The organism is Actinoalloteichus hymeniacidonis, from assembly GCF_014203365.1.
Taxonomy (GTDB): Bacteria; Actinomycetota; Actinomycetes; order Mycobacteriales; family Pseudonocardiaceae; genus Actinoalloteichus_A; species Actinoalloteichus_A hymeniacidonis.
In genome coordinates this window covers 6,180,771-6,195,468 of sequence record NZ_JACHIS010000001.1, presented here as the reverse complement: position 1 = coordinate 6,195,468, position 14,698 = coordinate 6,180,771, and the positions used below count along the sequence as shown (strand labels likewise).

The 14,698-nt window shown below is 68.8% G+C and carries 17 protein-coding genes; 9 read left to right on the top strand and 8 right to left on the bottom strand.

Translation table 11 applies throughout. The features are described from left to right. Nucleotides 1-89: 89 nt before the first annotated feature. Nucleotides 90-1,247, top strand: a complete 1,158-nt coding sequence (locus BKA25_RS26625) for a GAF domain-containing sensor histidine kinase (RefSeq protein WP_069845744.1) — start codon at nt 90-92, stop codon at nt 1,245-1,247. A gap of 40 nt (nt 1,248-1,287) precedes the next feature. On the opposite strand, the gene BKA25_RS26620 is transcribed toward BKA25_RS26625, so the two are convergent. The 3 genes from BKA25_RS26620 to BKA25_RS26610 all read right to left on the bottom strand — a co-directional run bounded on the left by BKA25_RS26620 (nt 1,288) and on the right by BKA25_RS26610 (nt 4,192). Then, nucleotides 1,288-2,790, bottom strand: coding sequence for an FAD-dependent monooxygenase (locus BKA25_RS26620; RefSeq protein ID WP_069845746.1), 1,503 nt, complete (start codon nt 2,788-2,790; stop codon nt 1,288-1,290). A gap of 84 nt (nt 2,791-2,874) precedes the next feature. After that, nucleotides 2,875-3,489 (bottom strand): acyl-CoA-like ligand-binding transcription factor, encoded by a 615-nt coding sequence (locus tag BKA25_RS26615; RefSeq protein ID WP_069845748.1) that lies wholly within the window; start codon nt 3,487-3,489, stop codon nt 2,875-2,877. 73 nt (nt 3,490-3,562) lie between these two features. Further along, nucleotides 3,563-4,192, bottom strand: coding sequence for a response regulator (locus BKA25_RS26610; RefSeq protein WP_069845750.1), 630 nt, complete (start codon nt 4,190-4,192; stop codon nt 3,563-3,565). Nucleotides 4,193-4,330: 138 nt separating this feature from the next. Here BKA25_RS26610 and BKA25_RS26605 point away from each other — a divergent pair, with 138 nt between their 5' ends. Further along, nucleotides 4,331-4,855 (top strand): Hsp20/alpha crystallin family protein, encoded by a 525-nt coding sequence (locus tag BKA25_RS26605; RefSeq protein WP_069845752.1) that lies wholly within the window; start codon nt 4,331-4,333, stop codon nt 4,853-4,855. 162 nt (nt 4,856-5,017) lie between these two features. Here the strand turns inward: BKA25_RS26605 and BKA25_RS26600 are convergent, their stop codons facing one another. Then, nucleotides 5,018-5,596: a macro domain-containing protein gene (locus BKA25_RS26600; protein WP_236750437.1), complete on the bottom strand. Its 579-nt coding sequence runs from the start codon at nt 5,594-5,596 to the stop codon at nt 5,018-5,020. Between the two features lie 258 nt (nt 5,597-5,854). Here BKA25_RS26600 and pheA point away from each other — a divergent pair, with 258 nt between their 5' ends. Together pheA and BKA25_RS26590 are read left to right on the top strand one after the other, a co-directional pair. Next, on the top strand, nt 5,855-6,844 hold the full coding sequence (gene pheA / locus BKA25_RS26595) for a prephenate dehydratase (RefSeq protein WP_069845756.1): 990 nt from the start codon (nt 5,855-5,857) through the stop codon (nt 6,842-6,844). Beyond that, nucleotides 6,841-7,467: a histidine phosphatase family protein gene (locus tag BKA25_RS26590; RefSeq protein WP_069845758.1), complete on the top strand. Its 627-nt coding sequence runs from the start codon at nt 6,841-6,843 to the stop codon at nt 7,465-7,467. The genes pheA and BKA25_RS26590 overlap by 4 nt, the downstream gene beginning before the upstream one ends. A 71-nt stretch (nt 7,468-7,538) precedes the next feature. Here BKA25_RS26590 and BKA25_RS26585 read toward each other — a convergent pair whose 3' ends face one another. Then, on the bottom strand, nt 7,539-7,889 hold the full coding sequence (locus tag BKA25_RS26585; RefSeq protein ID WP_069845760.1) for a metallopeptidase family protein: 351 nt from the start codon (nt 7,887-7,889) through the stop codon (nt 7,539-7,541). Beyond that, entirely contained in the window at nt 7,879-9,213 is a 1,335-nt protein-coding gene (locus BKA25_RS26580) for a septum formation family protein (RefSeq protein WP_084642338.1), read from the bottom strand. Before BKA25_RS26580 ends, BKA25_RS26585 begins: the two co-directional genes overlap by 11 nt. Before the next feature lie 155 nt (nt 9,214-9,368). Between BKA25_RS26580 and BKA25_RS26575 the strand changes: the two genes are divergently transcribed. From BKA25_RS26575 to BKA25_RS26565, 3 genes are all read left to right on the top strand, one after another. Next, a complete protein-coding gene (locus BKA25_RS26575; RefSeq protein WP_260331340.1) occupies nt 9,369-10,001 on the top strand; it encodes a hypothetical protein in 633 nt (210 codons plus the stop codon). A gap of 4 nt (nt 10,002-10,005) precedes the next feature. Then, nucleotides 10,006-11,169: a glutathionylspermidine synthase family protein gene (locus BKA25_RS26570; RefSeq protein WP_069845764.1), complete on the top strand. Its 1,164-nt coding sequence runs from the start codon at nt 10,006-10,008 to the stop codon at nt 11,167-11,169. A gap of 185 nt (nt 11,170-11,354) precedes the next feature. Then, nucleotides 11,355-11,816, top strand: a complete 462-nt coding sequence (locus BKA25_RS26565; protein ID WP_069853128.1) for a DUF350 domain-containing protein — start codon at nt 11,355-11,357, stop codon at nt 11,814-11,816. A 92-nt stretch (nt 11,817-11,908) separates the two neighbouring features. Here BKA25_RS26565 and BKA25_RS26560 read toward each other — a convergent pair whose 3' ends face one another. Continuing rightward, nucleotides 11,909-12,601: an endonuclease gene (locus BKA25_RS26560; RefSeq protein WP_236750438.1), complete on the bottom strand. Its 693-nt coding sequence runs from the start codon at nt 12,599-12,601 to the stop codon at nt 11,909-11,911. A 235-nt stretch (nt 12,602-12,836) separates the two neighbouring features. Here BKA25_RS26560 and BKA25_RS26555 point away from each other — a divergent pair, with 235 nt between their 5' ends. Continuing rightward, nucleotides 12,837-13,406: a helix-turn-helix domain-containing protein gene (locus BKA25_RS26555; RefSeq protein WP_069845766.1), complete on the top strand. Its 570-nt coding sequence runs from the start codon at nt 12,837-12,839 to the stop codon at nt 13,404-13,406. A gap of 6 nt (nt 13,407-13,412) precedes the next feature. Here the strand turns inward: BKA25_RS26555 and BKA25_RS26550 are convergent, their stop codons facing one another. Beyond that, nucleotides 13,413-14,300, bottom strand: a complete 888-nt coding sequence (locus tag BKA25_RS26550; RefSeq protein ID WP_069845769.1) for an LLM class flavin-dependent oxidoreductase — start codon at nt 14,298-14,300, stop codon at nt 13,413-13,415. A 238-nt stretch (nt 14,301-14,538) separates the two neighbouring features. Here BKA25_RS26550 and BKA25_RS28180 point away from each other — a divergent pair, with 238 nt between their 5' ends. Continuing rightward, entirely contained in the window at nt 14,539-14,670 is a 132-nt protein-coding gene (locus BKA25_RS28180) for a hypothetical protein (RefSeq protein ID WP_257786084.1), read from the top strand. Nucleotides 14,671-14,698: the final 28 nt, after the last annotated feature.

Below are 14,698 nucleotides of genomic sequence, written 5' to 3'. Positions count from 1 at the left end.
GCGCCACCGGTCGGCTTGCCGCGCCCGGACCCGCGCTCCGGCCCGCGTGCGGCGGCGGTGGCGCGAGCCGGCCTATCCTTGGCGAGACTATGGACCCGTCCCTTGCAGGTCGAACGCTTGCCGCCGCGACCGGGATCACCACCGCGGCGCTCTCCGGTGACGACCCGGATCTGGTGCTGCCGATGGTGGTCGAGCAGGCCGTCGGGTTGACCGGGGCCGATCTGGGCCTGGCGATGGTGCGTTCCGACGACGGCACGCTCACCGTGGAGGCGGCACACCGATCCGACGGCGGTCCGCTCGACAGCGCCGCACAATCCGTCGACCCGGTCGGCGCGGTGCTGTCCGCACGATCGGCGGCGGCCAGGGTCGCCAGGGGCGGCGTGCCGGTGGTGGTCGACGAGTTGACCGCCGACCCGAGGACCGCGCCGTTCGTCCCCAAGGCGCTGCGCGGTTATGGACCGTTCGCCGTCGCACCCTTCGGCACCCTCGAACGCAGGCTGGGCGCGCTGGCGGTCTACCGGCGCAAGGGTGCGAGCGGTTTCGCCGCCGAGACCGTCGAGGTGTTGACGGCCTTCGCGGCACAGGCCGGGCTGGCGCTGGTGCTGGCGGAGGGCACGACCGCCCGCCGCCGGGTCGCCGTCTACCAGGAGCGGGAGCGGATCGCGCGCGACCTGCACGACGTGATCGTGCAACGGCTGTACGCGGCGGGCATGCAGCTCGACCTGTTGGGCCGGGGGCTGGGCAACCGGCTGGCTCCCACGGAATCACAACGACTGTCCGAGACGGTGGACCAGCTCGATCTGACCATCGAGGAGATCCGCGCGACGGTCCGCGCGCTGCGCTCGGCGGACCCCGGCGAGCCGGCCTCGACGGGGCTGGCCGATTCGGTGCGTGCCGAGGCCGAGACGGCGGGCGAGCTGCTCGGGGTGGCTCCGATCGTGGAACTGACGGGCGCGTTGGACGAGGTCCCGACCTCGGTGGCCGACCATGCCAGGGCGGCCATCCGGGAGGCGCTGTCCAACGTGGTGCGTCACTCCGGTGCCAGTCGGGTGGTGATCCGGCTCGGCAGGGACGCGGCCGGACTGCGCGTGCAGGTGGTCGACAACGGCTGCGGGATCCCACCGGGCGTCAGCCGTCGCGGTCTCCGCCACCTGGAGGAACGGGCCCGAGCGGCGGGCGGCCACTGCACGGTGCGTTCCTCGGCCCGCACCGGGACGGACGTGACCTGGGTGGTCCCGTTGCCGTGATGGCCGCCAGCTCGCCCAGCGAGACGCCTTCTCGTCGCTCCTAGCCCCGCACCCCGAACCATTCCGCGATGGTCGCGGCGAGCTCTTCGCGGTTGGGATGCCGCTCCGAGGAAGCCCAGGCGACGTAGGAGTCCGGCCGCACAAGCAGCGCCGTGATCTCGGTTTCGGCAGTGGCCCGGACGACCTCGACGCCGTCCGCCGAGAGATCGCCGCCTTCGGTCAGGTCGATCAACAGCGGCTTGGCGGCGCGGGCCAGTTCGGCAAGGCGGACCATGCCGTCCGACGTATAGAGGGTCAGGTCGGGCACGGGCCACCCCGCGAGCGGATGGGCGGCCTCGCCGACCGGATATCGGACGTCCGCCCCGGCGACCAGATCCGCGAGGACCTGCACGACTCCGGGTTGGGTGAGCAGCTCACCGAACAGCTGCCGCAGCCCGGTGACGTCCTCACCGGGGGAGAGCAACGCGGATTGGGCCTGCGAGTAGACGGTGGTCCGCTCGGCGACGGGGCGCCGCTCGGTCTCGTAGGTGTCCAGCACGTCGACGGTGCCGTCGAGCGCGGCCGCCAACTTCCACCCGAGGTTGATCGCGTCCTGGAGGCCGAGGTTGAGGCCGGTACCACCGGCGGCGAAGACGTGCGCCGCATCGCCGACGAGGAACACCCGGTTGTTCCGGTATCGCTCCGCGACGCGCGTGTTGCCGCCATGGAGCCTGCGGAGGAGATGCGGTCCTTCCCCGCTGGGTGGCATGAGTTCGACCTCGGCGCCAAGGACCCGGCGGACGCTGGCTTGCATCTCCTCGAAGCTCATGGGCTCCTCGGATTCGGGTTCGTCCCATTCCACGGTGGCGATCAGGGTCGCACCGCCGGGGAAGGGGGCGTAGGAGAAGCCGCCCTGGTCGGTGCGGATGGGCAGGAACGGTCGGATGGGTTCGTGACCGGGCACGATCAACGCACCGGTCGCGGGATCGATTCGCTCCGATGGGACGACGGCGTGCACGGTGCGGGTGGTGGACCGGTCATAGGTCACCCCGGGGAATCCGATGCCCGCAGCCTTGCGGACCGGGCTGTGTGCGCTGTCCGCGCCGACGACGTAGCGAGCGCGTAATTCGTAGGGTGGGGCATCGGCACGGGCGACGGTGAGGGTGACGCCGTCGGCATCCTGGGTGAGGTCGATGAGTTCATGGCCTCGACGGATGTCGGCGCCGAGTTCGGTGGCGCGTTCCTCCAGAACCTGCACGGTGCGCAGTTCCGGCACCGCGAGGTTGTAGAGGGGGCTCTCGTGGAGAAGCCCGAGGTGCAGCGGCATCGCGGCGAACATGAAGTAGCCGGTGTTGGGCTCCGGTGCCCCGGGGCCGCCGCCGAGCCGCTCGAACAGGCCTCGGCGATCGATCATGCGGACGACCTGGCCTGCGAGGCCGTTCGATCGGGGTTCTGCGCTGGGCTCGCTCAGCCGTTCCAGCACGATCGGGCGGACACCGGCGAGCGCGAGTTCGCCCGCGAGCATCATCCCGTTGGGTCCGCCGCCGACGATGACTACATCCATGGTTGGCACTCCCGTGATCTGGGCATGGTCGAGTAGCCCGCCGGGGCGGGCTCGTTGTTGGTTGTCTGTTGCGAGACGGGCGGCCTAGCGCGGGTCGGGCAGGCCTGCTCGGATCTGGGCGAAGATCTCGCGGAGGAGAGGGACGAGCGACCGCTCGGGATCGCGGGTCCAATGGGTGATCGCCGTGTTGAGCCCGGCGCCGACCACCGAGGCGACGACCTGCGGGTAGAGATCGGCGGTGGCGTCCGTGCCGGTACGGGCGGCGATGGCCTCGGTCAGTTCCCGCTGTGCGGTGGCATGAGCGCGGAACACCTCGTGTTGGACTGCGGGTTCGGCGAGCAGCCGTTGCCGAGCCGAGGTGTGTCGGTCGTCGGCAGGCTGTTCGGGCGCGGGCTGGTGCTCGAATTGCTCGATCACGGCGTTGACCAGTGCGTCCCACAGCGGTTCGTCTGCGGGGCGCTCCCGCAGCACGTCGGCGATCTGTCGGCCGCGCTCGACGTGCATGGCGACGACCGCTTCGGCCTTGTTCGCGAAGTAGTTGCGGAAGGTGCGCTCGGAGACGTTCGCCGCCGAGGCGATGTCCTCCACGGTGACGTTGTCGAACCCGTGCTCCAGCGAGAGCCTGATGACCGCCTCGCTCAATGCGCGTCGGGTCGCACGCTTCTTGCGTTCGCGTAGGCCGCCCTCGCCGGTCTCCATGGCACCAGCCTAGATAATTTTGCCGAGATTGCAAACTTTCCAATCCGGAAAGTTTATGTCGGCGGCGTCCGGTTCAGCGTGATCGGCGAGCGAGCCAGGCGGCGGCCTGCGTTCGCCGCTCCATGCCCAACTTCGCGAGCACGGCCGTCACGTAGTTCTTCACCGTCTTCTCCGCGAGGAAGAGGCGCAGTCCGATCTGTCGATTGGTCAGTCCCTCGCCGATGAGTTCGAGCACGCGGCGTTCCTGATCGGTGAGCGCGGCGAGCTCGTCGACCGGTTCCGGTCTGCGCAGCCGATCGAGGATTCGGGCGGTGGTGACCGGGTCGAGTAGAGACCGCCCGGCGGCGACCTCGCGGACGGCCGTCACGAGATCCTGGCCGCGTACCTGTTTGAGCAGGTAGCCCGCCGCGCCCGCCTGGATCGCCTCGACAAGCAGTTCCTCGTCGTCGAACGCGGTCAGCACCAGGCAGCCGGGTGGATCGGGTTGCGAGCGCAGTTCTCGGCACAGCGTCGAGCCGTTGCCGTCGGGCAGTCGCATGTCCACGACGGCCACCTGGGGTCGGGCGGCCGGAGCGACCGCCAACGCCTCGCCGACGCTGCCCGCCTCCGCGACGACCTCGATGTCGGCCTCGGCGGCCAACAGGTCCCGCAGTCCACGTCGGACCACCTCGTGGTCGTCGACGAGCAGTACGCGGATGGACACCCGCTCACCGTACGAAAGTGCGCCGCCGCCGGAGTGGTCGCCCCGCGGAAAAAAGTTGGGCGCCCGGGAACACCGAGCAAAGTTGAGTCGTTAGGACTCATGTAAAGCTAGTGCAGCAGTGCGAGAAGGGATGAGTCAATGGCCATCATTACGCGTCGTGTGGGTTGGGAACCGCTTCGAGGCCTGAACCGGGAGTTCGACGCCTCGTTCGACGCACTGGTCAGCAAGGCATTCGGTCCGCAGGTGCGCAGGCCTGCGGGCTTCACCCCGGCGGCCGACGTCAGTCGCGATGGTGACGACGTGCTCATCACTCTGGAACTACCGGGCGTGGACATCGATTCCGACGTGACGGTCGAGGTCTTGGAGGGCACGCTTCGCATCAGCGGCAGCCGCCGAGAGGAGCGGGAGGTCGCGGCGGGCGACCGCATCGCCAGGGAGATCCGTGGCGGCGAGTTCCGGCGCGAGTTCACCATCCCGGATCACGTGACCCCCGAGGCGATCGAGGCGTCCTACGACCGGGGCCTGTTGCAGATCCGGGTCAACCGTGTCGTCCGTCCGGCGCCGACCCCCACCAAGGTCGCCGTGCGCCAGGGCGCGGCAGCACCGGCCCGTCCCACGACGGTGGAGGGAGCGAGCGCCGAGTCCGACTCCACCGAGAGCTGAGGCCGCGCGGTGCCCTCGCCAGCGCCGAGGAGACGCCTTCGGGGGTGGGCAGGATGGACACCCATGCCGTCCCGCCCCCGAAGGCCGGTCAGAAGATGGCGAACCGGGCCGCCCGGTGCTCCCGCGCCCGCGATGCCGCTGATCATCGGCATCGGGTGCGGATCACCGCCGTAAGGCGAAGACCTCGTCCCAGGCAGCGGCTACCTGACGCGCGCAGGTTGCCGGATCCACGCCGCCGACGCCGGTTCCGAGCCCGGGCATGGCGATGGTGCGGACCGCCCGCCGAACCGGAGCCCCGTGTTCGAGGGTGCCCTCGACCCACAGGCGCAGTACCGCACGCGCCGCTAAATAGGGATGCACGGTGTCCCCGGCGAGCCGTTCACCCGGCTCGCGCATGGTCGGCGCGCTCAGCAACCAGCGCGGCGAGTTCACGCCCGTCGGGACGAGCAGCGCCTCGCCCACCGGCAACTCGCCGCCGTGGTAGGCCAGCACGGCGCTACGCACGTTCTCCTCGGCTGCCGGGAAGGTCCGTGCGTAGAGCGCGTCGATACCGCCGCGCATCCAGCCATAGGAATTTGCCGGGCTCACAACCGCGTCTGCACCCACCTCCAACACGGAGCCGACATGCGCGGAAATCCCTGGTCTCGTTGCCGCGATCTGTTGCCAGGCGTCGGCGAGGCCTGGCTCGACCGCACACAAGACGAGGTGCAGGGCCTGTTGATCTGCAGAAGTGGTGCCCACCGAACCGACGGTCACCCTGCAAGCATTACAGGACCGCACCGCCTCACGTAACCTGGGCGCCCGACAGTGGCAGAGTGATCTAGATCCTGTCACGTTGAGTGTCGTATTTCTGTCGGTGCGTGAGGGCCCGTCCCACTCGTTGGAGGGGCGAAAGGCCGGCGCCGGGTGAGTCCACCTAGGCCATCGCCGCGACCGGGCCCGGCGCGGTGCGGCGCCACCCTTGACGATGGCGATTGCTCTTCTGCGTAGGGTGGCTTGGTGCGGCGCATTCTGTATCTGGGTCCGGAGGGCACCTTCACCGAGCAGGCGGCCAGGGTGCTCGTCACGAGGGCCTACCCGGGCTCGGCGGCTTCCGATTCGTCGTCGGACTCCGAGGCGCAGCGCACCGCCGCCGATGTGGTCCTGGAGCCGGCCGTCACCGTGCAGATCGCGATGCGCGAGGTCGCGAGCGGTCACGCGGAGGCAGTCGTCGCCCCCGTGGAGAACTCCGTCGAAGGCTCGGTTCCCGCCACCCTGGATGCGCTCGACGCCGCCGATCCGATGGTCGCGGTCGCCGAGACCGTGCTGCCGGTGCGATTCACCGTGCTGGCCACACCAGGCCTTCCGATCGACGACATCCGAACGGTCGCCACCCATCCGCACGCGGCCGCCCAGGTTCGGCAATGGCTGGCAGGCCACCTGCCCGCCGCCTCGATCGTCTCCAGCACCTCCACCGCGGCCGCAGCACTGGAAGTCCTCGAAGGCCGCGCCGACGCCGCGGTGACCGCGCCTCTGGCCGCGCAGCGCTACCCGCTCGACGTGGTCGCCACCGACGTCGCCGATGTCCGCGACGCCGTCACCAGCTTCCGCCTGATGCGGTTGCCGGGCCGGATGCCCGCGCCCACCGGTGCCGACCGAACGGCGATCGTGGTGACCGTCGACGACCGGGTGGGCACGCTGGCGGACCTGCTCACCGAGTTGGCCGTCCGGGGCGTCAACCTCACCAGGATCGAGTCCCGGCCGACCAGGGACCGGTTGGGCAGTTATCGATTCTTCCTGGACCTCGATGGTCACCTCGCGGAACGACGGGTAGCCGATGCCTTGGCCGCGCTGCGGCGCCGTTGCCAGGCCGTCCGGTTCCTGGGCTCGTTCCCGCGCGCGGACGGCCACGATCCCGCCGATCCGGCTCCGCCCGAGCCGGTCTCCGATGCGGCTTTCGCGGAAGCCGAAAGCTGGGTGCAGTCGCTGCTAGAGGGGAGTCCGTCATGACCGGCCTGCGGTTGATGCTCGTTCGACACGGTGAGACCGAGTCGAACGTCCGGCTCACCCTGGACACGGTGCCGCCCGGCCCGCCGCTGACCGAGGAGGGCACCCGCCAGGCCCAGCGGCTCGGCGAGTCGCTGGCGACCGAACCGGTGGTGGCGGTCTACGCGAGCAGGGCACTGCGGGCCCAACTGACCGCGGCCCCGGTCGCCGAGCAGCACCAGCTCGACGTCGAGGTGCTGGACGGCGTTCACGAGGTCTTCGTCGGCGACCTCGAAGGAGCATCCGACCTCGAATCGCTGGGCAGATTCGCCGAGGTCTACGGCGCCTGGCAGGGCGGCGACCTCGAACAGTGCTGCCCGAACGGCGAGACCGGACGTCAGGTCGTCGACCGATTCGTCCAGGTGATCGACAAGCTTCGGGCACGACACCGGTCGGGCACCGTCGTCCTGGTCAGCCACGGCGCGGCATTGCGGCTGATCGGTGGTTTCCTCGCCGAGAACGTCACCGGATCACTGGCCAACGCCACCCACCTGCCCAACACCGGCCGCATCGTGGTGGTGCAGGACGACACCGTCGAGTCCGGCTGGCGTTGCCTGGAGTGGACGGGACACGAGATCCCGGCCTGACCGAGCGGACCCGCGCCCCTCAGCGGCGCGGGCTCGGGCCCGGAGACCCGCCGCACTCGGTCTGGTCGGGTTCAGCCCCAGCCGAGCTCGTGCAGTTTGGCGTCGTCGATGCCGAAATGGTGGGCCACCTCGTGGACCACGGTCACCGCGATCTCGTCGACGACCTCCGCCTCATCGGCGCACATCTCCAACAGCGGCTCGCGGTAGACGGTGATCCGATCCGGCAGTGCACCGCCGTAGGTCGAATCGCGCTCGGTGAGCGCGATCCCCTCGTAGAGACCCAGCAGACTGGGCTCCTCCTGGTTGTGGTCTTCGACGAGCACGACGATGTTGTCCATCGCCTTGGCGAACTCGACCGGGATCAGATCCAGGGCATCGGAGACCAGTTCATCGAACCGGGCCCGGGACATCTCAACCGCCATCGTTGGATTCCGTCCCATCCTGCTCGGTGTCCTCGTCCGTGCCGTCCTCTTCGTCGGGGGACTCCTCGTCCTCGCCGCCCTCGCCGTCGCCTTCCTCGCCGCCCTCGCCCTCTTCATCGGGGTTGGTCGCGTCATGGTCGCCGTGCATCGGCGGGCCCATCGGATCCGGCAACGGCGCACCCGGCGTGATCTCCGGTTGCTCGACGGTCTCCTCGTCCTCGCTGACCTCGAACTCGCCCTTCACGCTGCCGGTGATGGGCGCGATCCCGCTCTCATCCGGCAACACCGCGGCCACGTAGCACTTGACCTGGAAGGTTCCCGCTTCCCAGCTCTCCAGCGGTAGGAGGTCCCAGGCGTAGATGAGCCCCTGCTCGCTGACCGGGCCACCGGCGTAGTCGGTCGATGCCTGCCTGCACAGCGGTTGTAGATAGGAGTCCTGATCGGCATCCGATGGGTGGATCTCGAATCCCTCGCTGAGGTCGTAGATCTCCACGATCTCCTGGGAATGCGGTTCGGCGCAGTCGACCGGATCGGTCACCGCGCCCGCGTTGATGCCGAGGCACACGCCGGGTTCGTGCACGTTGGCCTGGCTCAGCGTCGAGATCTCCCCGACGATCGGATAGAGACCACCCGAGGTGGCGGGCCACTGCAGGCCGCAGTACATGGTCCGGTCGCCGTCTTCCCAGCTCTCCGCGCTCGGGGTGAAGGCATTGACCTGGAATCGGCCGAAGGGGTCGAGCATCCCGTCCAGATACTCGCTGGCCTGCGGCAGGCAGTGGGTGTCCTTGAGCGCCAACCAGGTGTCGGTGTCCGGGAACGACGCATCCTCGCCATAGGGCGACTCGGCAGGCTCGTCCTCGGCGCCTGCCTCGTCTTCCGAGCCGGTCGTGTCGCCTTCGACGCCGCCCGCTCCGGCGCCGGCCCCGACACCGGATTCAGCGCCCTCGACCATCTCGCCATCGGCCGCCGCCTCGTCCTCCGGGGGCAGGGTCTCGAGGTCGATCGAACCCGCGACCTCCATCAGATGCGGTTCGCCGCAGGTCACCGGGCGGATATCGGAGGCGTCGGTCTCGGCCCACGTCAGGCATTCGCCCGGTTCGGTCTCGAAGAGCAACGGCGCCTGCTGCGGTTGTTGTTGACCCGTTCCGGGTCGGCCGCCGCCCGCATTGGCCGTGTCGCCCGATCGATCGCCGGGCAGCAGGGAGAACGCGGACGCGGTCAGGACGATCAGCGCGCCTGCGGCGGCGCCGATCATCACGAGTCGCGTGTTCATCGCGCCGGACTTCGACGGCGATGATTCAGGAGTCTCGGTTGCGTCGGACATCGCTGTCCATCATGCCTGCCGCCAGTCCGTCGTACGGTAGGTGGCAGAACAGGGCTCCAGATCACTTCTTGCCCCATTCGGGTGAAAGATGTTTCCTGTGGGCAGATGATGGCGTCTGAAGAGGTCACCGTGTCCGGACTTCGGGGGAGTGAGCGATGACGAACGACGACGAGAACACGACGGGCGGCCCACAGGATCCGGCGGCATCGGCGGGCGGGCGGCCGAAGCCGCCGACCCCGCGAATGGCGGGCAGCGGTCCCAGACGCGGGCAGATCCGGCAGCAGGACGAGACGACCAAGCCTCGGGAACCAACGCTGGCGGAGAAGCGGGCCAGACTCGCGGCGGAACGCCGCCAGAAGGAAGCCGAGGAACTCGAGTTCCAGGAGTCCGAGCGTAAGCGCAAGATCCGCAAGCGGGTCATGATCGGCGGCGGTGTGACGTTGGGCGTCGTCGCGCTGATCGCCGTCGCCTACGCCTCGCGTCCCGAACCGGTCACCGCCTACTGCGTCGATGAGAACGGCGTCGAAGCCGAGGACGAGCGAGTCTGCGATCCGGCTTACGCGCAGCAGCAGGGCGGCACGGTCAGCCCCGGCGGCATCATCTTCCTGCCCGGCTTCGGCGGCGGCGGGAACCAGTACCACTACAACTACGGCGGCACCCCTGGGGCGGGCGGAACGATCAGCGGGGGTACTACCGTTCGTCCAGACAACGCCGAGATTCGGAGCAAGTCCGGATCCACTATCCAGCGCGGCGGCTTCGGCACGGGCCGCGGCAGCGGGGGGAGCTGACACGGTGCACCGCGAGACCTCGACGCCACGGCCCGACTGGCGGGAACGCACGGCCGAACAGGGCCTGGTTTTCGGCACGCCCTCTCGGGGCGTCGGCGGCGCTCCGAGGCCGTACTGGGACGAGTCCGTTCACTACGTCTTCAGCCTCGACGAGGTGCTGTCGATGGAGGCCGACGTCGAGCTGCTGCACTCGATGTGCCTGGAGGCCGTCGACAACGCGGTGCTGACGGATCGATACCGGGATTTCGGTATCTCCGAGGAGGCCTGGCCCGCCGTCGTCGAATCATGGCGGCGGCGCGACCCGCACCTCTACGGCCGTTTCGATCTTCGCTACGACGGCAACGGGCCCGCGAAGATGCTCGAGTACAACGCCGACACCCCGACCTCCCTTCTGGAGGCCGCCGTGGTCCAGTGGCATTGGCTCACCGACACACATGAGGGCGACGACCAGTGGAACTCGATCCACGAGAAGCTGGTCGAGCGGTGGGGCGAGATCACCGAGACGCTGCCCTCCAACGAGGTGCACTTCAGCTGGTCCTCCGGCGACACCAGCGGTGAGGACCACGTCACCGCCGCCTACCTGCAGGAGACCGCTGCCGAAGCCGGCCTCAACACCATCGGACTGGCCATCGAGGACCTCGGCTGGGACACCCTGCTGGAGCGCTTCGTCGATCTCGAGGAAGCCCCGATGTCCACCATCTGCAAGCTCTACCCGTGGGAATGGGTGGTGGACGACGTCTTCGGCAAGCACGCGATGAGCTCGCTGCCGGAGACGCTGTGGGTGGAACCGCTGTGGAAGATGCTGCTGTCCAACAAGGCCTTGCTCGCCGTGCTCTGGGAGATGTACCCGGGCCACCCGAACCTGCTGCCCGCCTTCCTCGACGAGCCGGGTTTCCTCACCGAATACGTGCGTAAGCCCCGCCTCGGACGGGAGGGCGCGAACATCAAGATCGTCGCTCCCGGCATCGAGCAGGAGACCGGCGGCGTGTACGGCGAGGAGGGCTTCGTCTACCAACTCTTCGCGCCGCTTCCGGAGTTCGACGGCATGCGGCCCGCCTTAGGAGCATGGGTCGTCGGCGACCAGGCGGCCGGACTCGGCATCCGCGAGACCGTCGGGCTCGTGACCGATGACGGCGCGTCGTTCATCCCGCACCGCATCCCCGGCTGAGCCGGAACGCTGCGGTGATGCGACGATCGACTCCGTAGTGCGCGACAAATCGGGCGAACAAGCCATCGTGGGCCCCGCCCGTTCGTTGCTACTCATTGCATCCAGTGGAATCGCGATGGGCGGTTCTTTCATCACTCGATGACGAACCAACCGGTTGGTCCGAGGAGGTAAGCCCGGTGGTCACCATGTCCGTCGCCCAGACGACCCTTGCGCTGTCGGAGGGTTTTCTCGGCTTTCTCGGCGGGGGCGTCGGCGCCATCGCGCTTTACGCCATCCTCGGTCTGTTGCTGATGCTGGTGGGCTTCTACGCAATCGACCTGACGACCCCGGGCAAGCTCAACGAACTGGTGCGAGCCGGTAAGCCCAACGCCGTGGTCCTGACGGCCTCCGGCTTGTTCAGCATGGCCTTCATCGTGGTGGTCGCGATCTTCAACGCCGGTGGCGGCCTGATCGAGGGACTGCTCGCCGCGATGGTCTTCGGTCTGGTGGGAATCGTCGCCCAGGTGCTCGCGGTGCGAGTCCTGGAGTGGGCGGCCGGGATCCAGATCGGCCAGCTGATCCATGCCGACGAGCTGACTCCCGCGAGCTTCGTGGTCGGGGCCGCGCATCTCGGCCTCGGTCTCGTGGTGGCGGTCGCCGTCGCCTAGTTCGACCAGAACAAGACCCGCCCGCGCCGTCGGCTCGTCCACGGCAGGGCGGGTCTTCTTCGTTGCAGGCCTTTCTCACCCGCTCGGCGTGGTCACGACTTCGAGCGTCGCGAACGCCGGTGCTCCAGGTCGGCGCGAACCAACGCCGCCGCCAGTCGGGCGTAGTCCTCGGGCTCGACCAGGGCGGCCAGCCGGTCCGCGTCGGCGGGAAGCCCGACTCGCTTGGCCCCGGCGAGGGTCTTGTCGTCGAAGTAGGGCTGTAGGTCGGGCCATACCTGTTGGGCCTCCCGGCAGAACACGTCGGCTCCGACCGGGCCCAACCTGGGGAACTCGCGAAGCAACTCGGCGACCCGTTCCGGTTGGTGATCGGCCGCGTCGAGCAGTCGACGCAGGTCACCGCCGTACCGGTCGAGCAGCAGATCGGCGCCTCGGCCCAGGGCGGTGGCGGTGCTCTCGTCGTACCGGACGTAGTGCGCCCGGCCCAGTGCCTGGATGCGGTCCCGGCGGCTCGCCTGCCGCATGGCGCGCGGCGTGCCCATCTTGCTCTCGGTGAGTTCGTGGGCCGCATCGACCGCCGTGGCCGAACGGATCGGGGCGGAGGCCAACACCGCCAACACCAAGAGCTGGTACAGCGACGCGGGCTTGTCCCGGAGTCGAATCCCGGCCTCGTCGGCGTAGGTCTGCCCGGAGTCGGCGAGCAGCTTGTCGACGACGGCCTTGCTGTCGGTGTCCTGGGTCGCTCGTCTCCGGTCGGTGGAACTTCGAGCGGTCGTCCTGGTCGCCATTCCCGGTCTCCTCCGTGGGGTCTCCTCGGTTGCTCGAACCGTCCGTCAGATGCGGGGCGGGCCTTCGCGGAAAGCGCCCTTTCTGGGGCCTACCCAGGTGGTCCAGCAGCGACACAGCTCGGCGAAAACGCGGTCATCAGCGCAGGTCAGGGTGCCGTCCGGCGCTGAAACCCGCCGCTGCGGGATCGCATTCGACGCCGAGCCGACCCAGGGTCGGTCCCGTAGCCTGCGGGGCATGTCCGTCGACGTGTCGGAACAGGCATTGGCCGGTCTCGGCGAGCGAGTGCGTGCCCTGCGGACACGCCGAGGACTCAGTCGGTCCCAACTGGCGACCCGCAGCGGCCTGAGCGAACCGCATCTGTCCCGGTTGGAGAACGGCGAGCGGCTGCCTTCGCTGCACATGCTCGCTCGGCTCGCCGCCGGACTCGATGCGCCGCTCTCCGAACTGCTCACCGACCAGCCGCCGGGGCCTGCGGCCGTCGTGATGCGCGGCGACAGCGTGCCGACCGTGTCGGCGGGTGGGCTGTCCACCCAGGTGCTCACCCCGAGATCGGTGGTGCCGGGGATGTACGCGACTCGATACCAGCTCCAGCCCTCGCAGGAGTCCACCGATCTGCTCATCCACGAGGGCAACGACTGGATCTACGTGCTCACCGGCGATCTGCTGATCGATTTCGGCTCCGACGCGATCAGTCTGGCGCCGGGGGACAGCGTCAGCTTCAGCTCCCGCGTGCCGCACCGCCTACAGGCGCAGCACGGGCAACCGGCTGATTTCCTGGCCATCGGTCACACCCTGCCGCGCTGAGGCGCCTCACCAGCTGTTCGAATGCCGGGCGGGCAGCACCTCGATCGCCACCTGTTCGAGAACCGACTCATTGCCCGCGTACACACCGTCGGAGCGGGGCCAGTGCGCCACCACGTCGGTGAAACCGAGCTCGGCGGCCCGGCCGATCACATCGCGGAACTGCTCCACGCTGCCCATCGAATAGCTGGTCGCCGAGTCCACGCTCAGATAGCGGTCGATGCTGTCCTGCCGACGCCCGGTCGCATCCAGCGTCTCGTTCATCCGCCGGGCGAGCACCTCGACCGATCGCCACCAGTCCGTGCGGCTCTCGGTCCGATCGCCGTTGGTCAGCCAGCCCTGTCCGAAGCGGGCCGCCAGTGCCAGCGAGCTCGGTGCGTTGGCAGCGATGAGGAACGGAACCCTCGGCTGTTGAACACAGCCGGGCGTGCTGCGCGCTTCGACGGCGTGGAAGTGCTCGCCCTGCCAGGTCGTCTTCTCCTTGGTGAGTAACGCGTCGAGTAACTCGACGAACTCCTCGAATCGGTGGGCCCGGTCTTGCGGCGCCTGCTGACCCGAACCGAGGACCGAGAGATCGAAGCCGGTGCCGCCCGCGCCGATGCCGAGTTGGAGCCTGCCGTCGGAGACGTCGTCGAGCGCGGTGACCTCCCTGGCGAACGGCACGGGATGGCGGAAGTTCGGAGAGGCCACCAGGGTGCCGAGTCGAATCCGGGAGGTGACCATTGCCGCCGCGGTGAGGGTGGGGATGGCACCGAACCACGGCTCGTCGACCAGGGACCGCCACCCGAGGTGGTCGTAGGTCCATGCGTGATCGAAGCCGTAGGTCTCGACCGCCCGCCATTTCGGTTCGGCGATCCACCAGCGGTACTCGGGAAGGATCACGATGCCGATTCGCACGCGGGCTCACGTTACGGGTCACGACTCTGGTTGCAAACCGCCGATGCTTGATCACCTGATGAGAGCAAAGGAGGGAGCTGGGCGTGCGGTTTGGCTGTCCCGCTCGTGACCAGCAGTGGGGGTTCGATCCAAACTAGGCCGATCGGGTGTTGTCGATGAGACCGACTAACGAAAGTGACCGCCGCCACGATGAAACGAACGGATACCAAGCCGATGTCCATTGGGGAGGTACAGCGCAATGGCGCTTCGACTGACCGCCATGTTCGCAGCCTTCGTGTTCGCCGTGGTAGCGGCATTCGCGTTCGTAGTGCTCAACCTGGTCGACTCCGCGCCGACCATCAGCATCGAACTCGTGAGCAACGAAGAGTGACATCGAGCGAGCCAGGACGGGGCGATTG

What these genes read in the sequence shown, in the direction of transcription:
- BKA25_RS26555 (WP_069845766.1), top strand. Translation starts at nt 12,837, where the DNA reads ATGTCCGTCGACGTGTCGGAACAGGCATTGGCCGGTCTCGGCGAGCGA.
- BKA25_RS26585 (WP_069845760.1), bottom strand. Translation starts at nt 7,889, where the DNA reads ATGGCGGTTGAGATGTCCCGGGCCCGGTTCGATGAACTGGTCTCCGAT.
- BKA25_RS26590 (WP_069845758.1), top strand. Translation starts at nt 6,841, where the DNA reads ATGACCGGCCTGCGGTTGATGCTCGTTCGACACGGTGAGACCGAGTCG.
- BKA25_RS26625 (WP_069845744.1), top strand. Translation starts at nt 90, where the DNA reads ATGGACCCGTCCCTTGCAGGTCGAACGCTTGCCGCCGCGACCGGGATC.
- BKA25_RS28180 (WP_257786084.1), top strand. Translation starts at nt 14,539, where the DNA reads ATGGCGCTTCGACTGACCGCCATGTTCGCAGCCTTCGTGTTCGCCGTG.
- BKA25_RS26605 (WP_069845752.1), top strand. Translation starts at nt 4,331, where the DNA reads ATGGCCATCATTACGCGTCGTGTGGGTTGGGAACCGCTTCGAGGCCTG.
- BKA25_RS26575 (WP_260331340.1), top strand. Translation starts at nt 9,369, where the DNA reads ATGACGAACGACGACGAGAACACGACGGGCGGCCCACAGGATCCGGCG.
- BKA25_RS26565 (WP_069853128.1), top strand. Translation starts at nt 11,355, where the DNA reads ATGTCCGTCGCCCAGACGACCCTTGCGCTGTCGGAGGGTTTTCTCGGC.
- BKA25_RS26620 (WP_069845746.1), bottom strand. Translation starts at nt 2,790, where the DNA reads ATGGATGTAGTCATCGTCGGCGGCGGACCCAACGGGATGATGCTCGCG.
- BKA25_RS26560 (WP_236750438.1), bottom strand. Translation starts at nt 12,601, where the DNA reads ATGGCGACCAGGACGACCGCTCGAAGTTCCACCGACCGGAGACGAGCG.
- BKA25_RS26615 (WP_069845748.1), bottom strand. Translation starts at nt 3,489, where the DNA reads ATGGAGACCGGCGAGGGCGGCCTACGCGAACGCAAGAAGCGTGCGACC.
- BKA25_RS26580 (WP_084642338.1), bottom strand. Translation starts at nt 9,213, where the DNA reads ATGTCCGACGCAACCGAGACTCCTGAATCATCGCCGTCGAAGTCCGGC.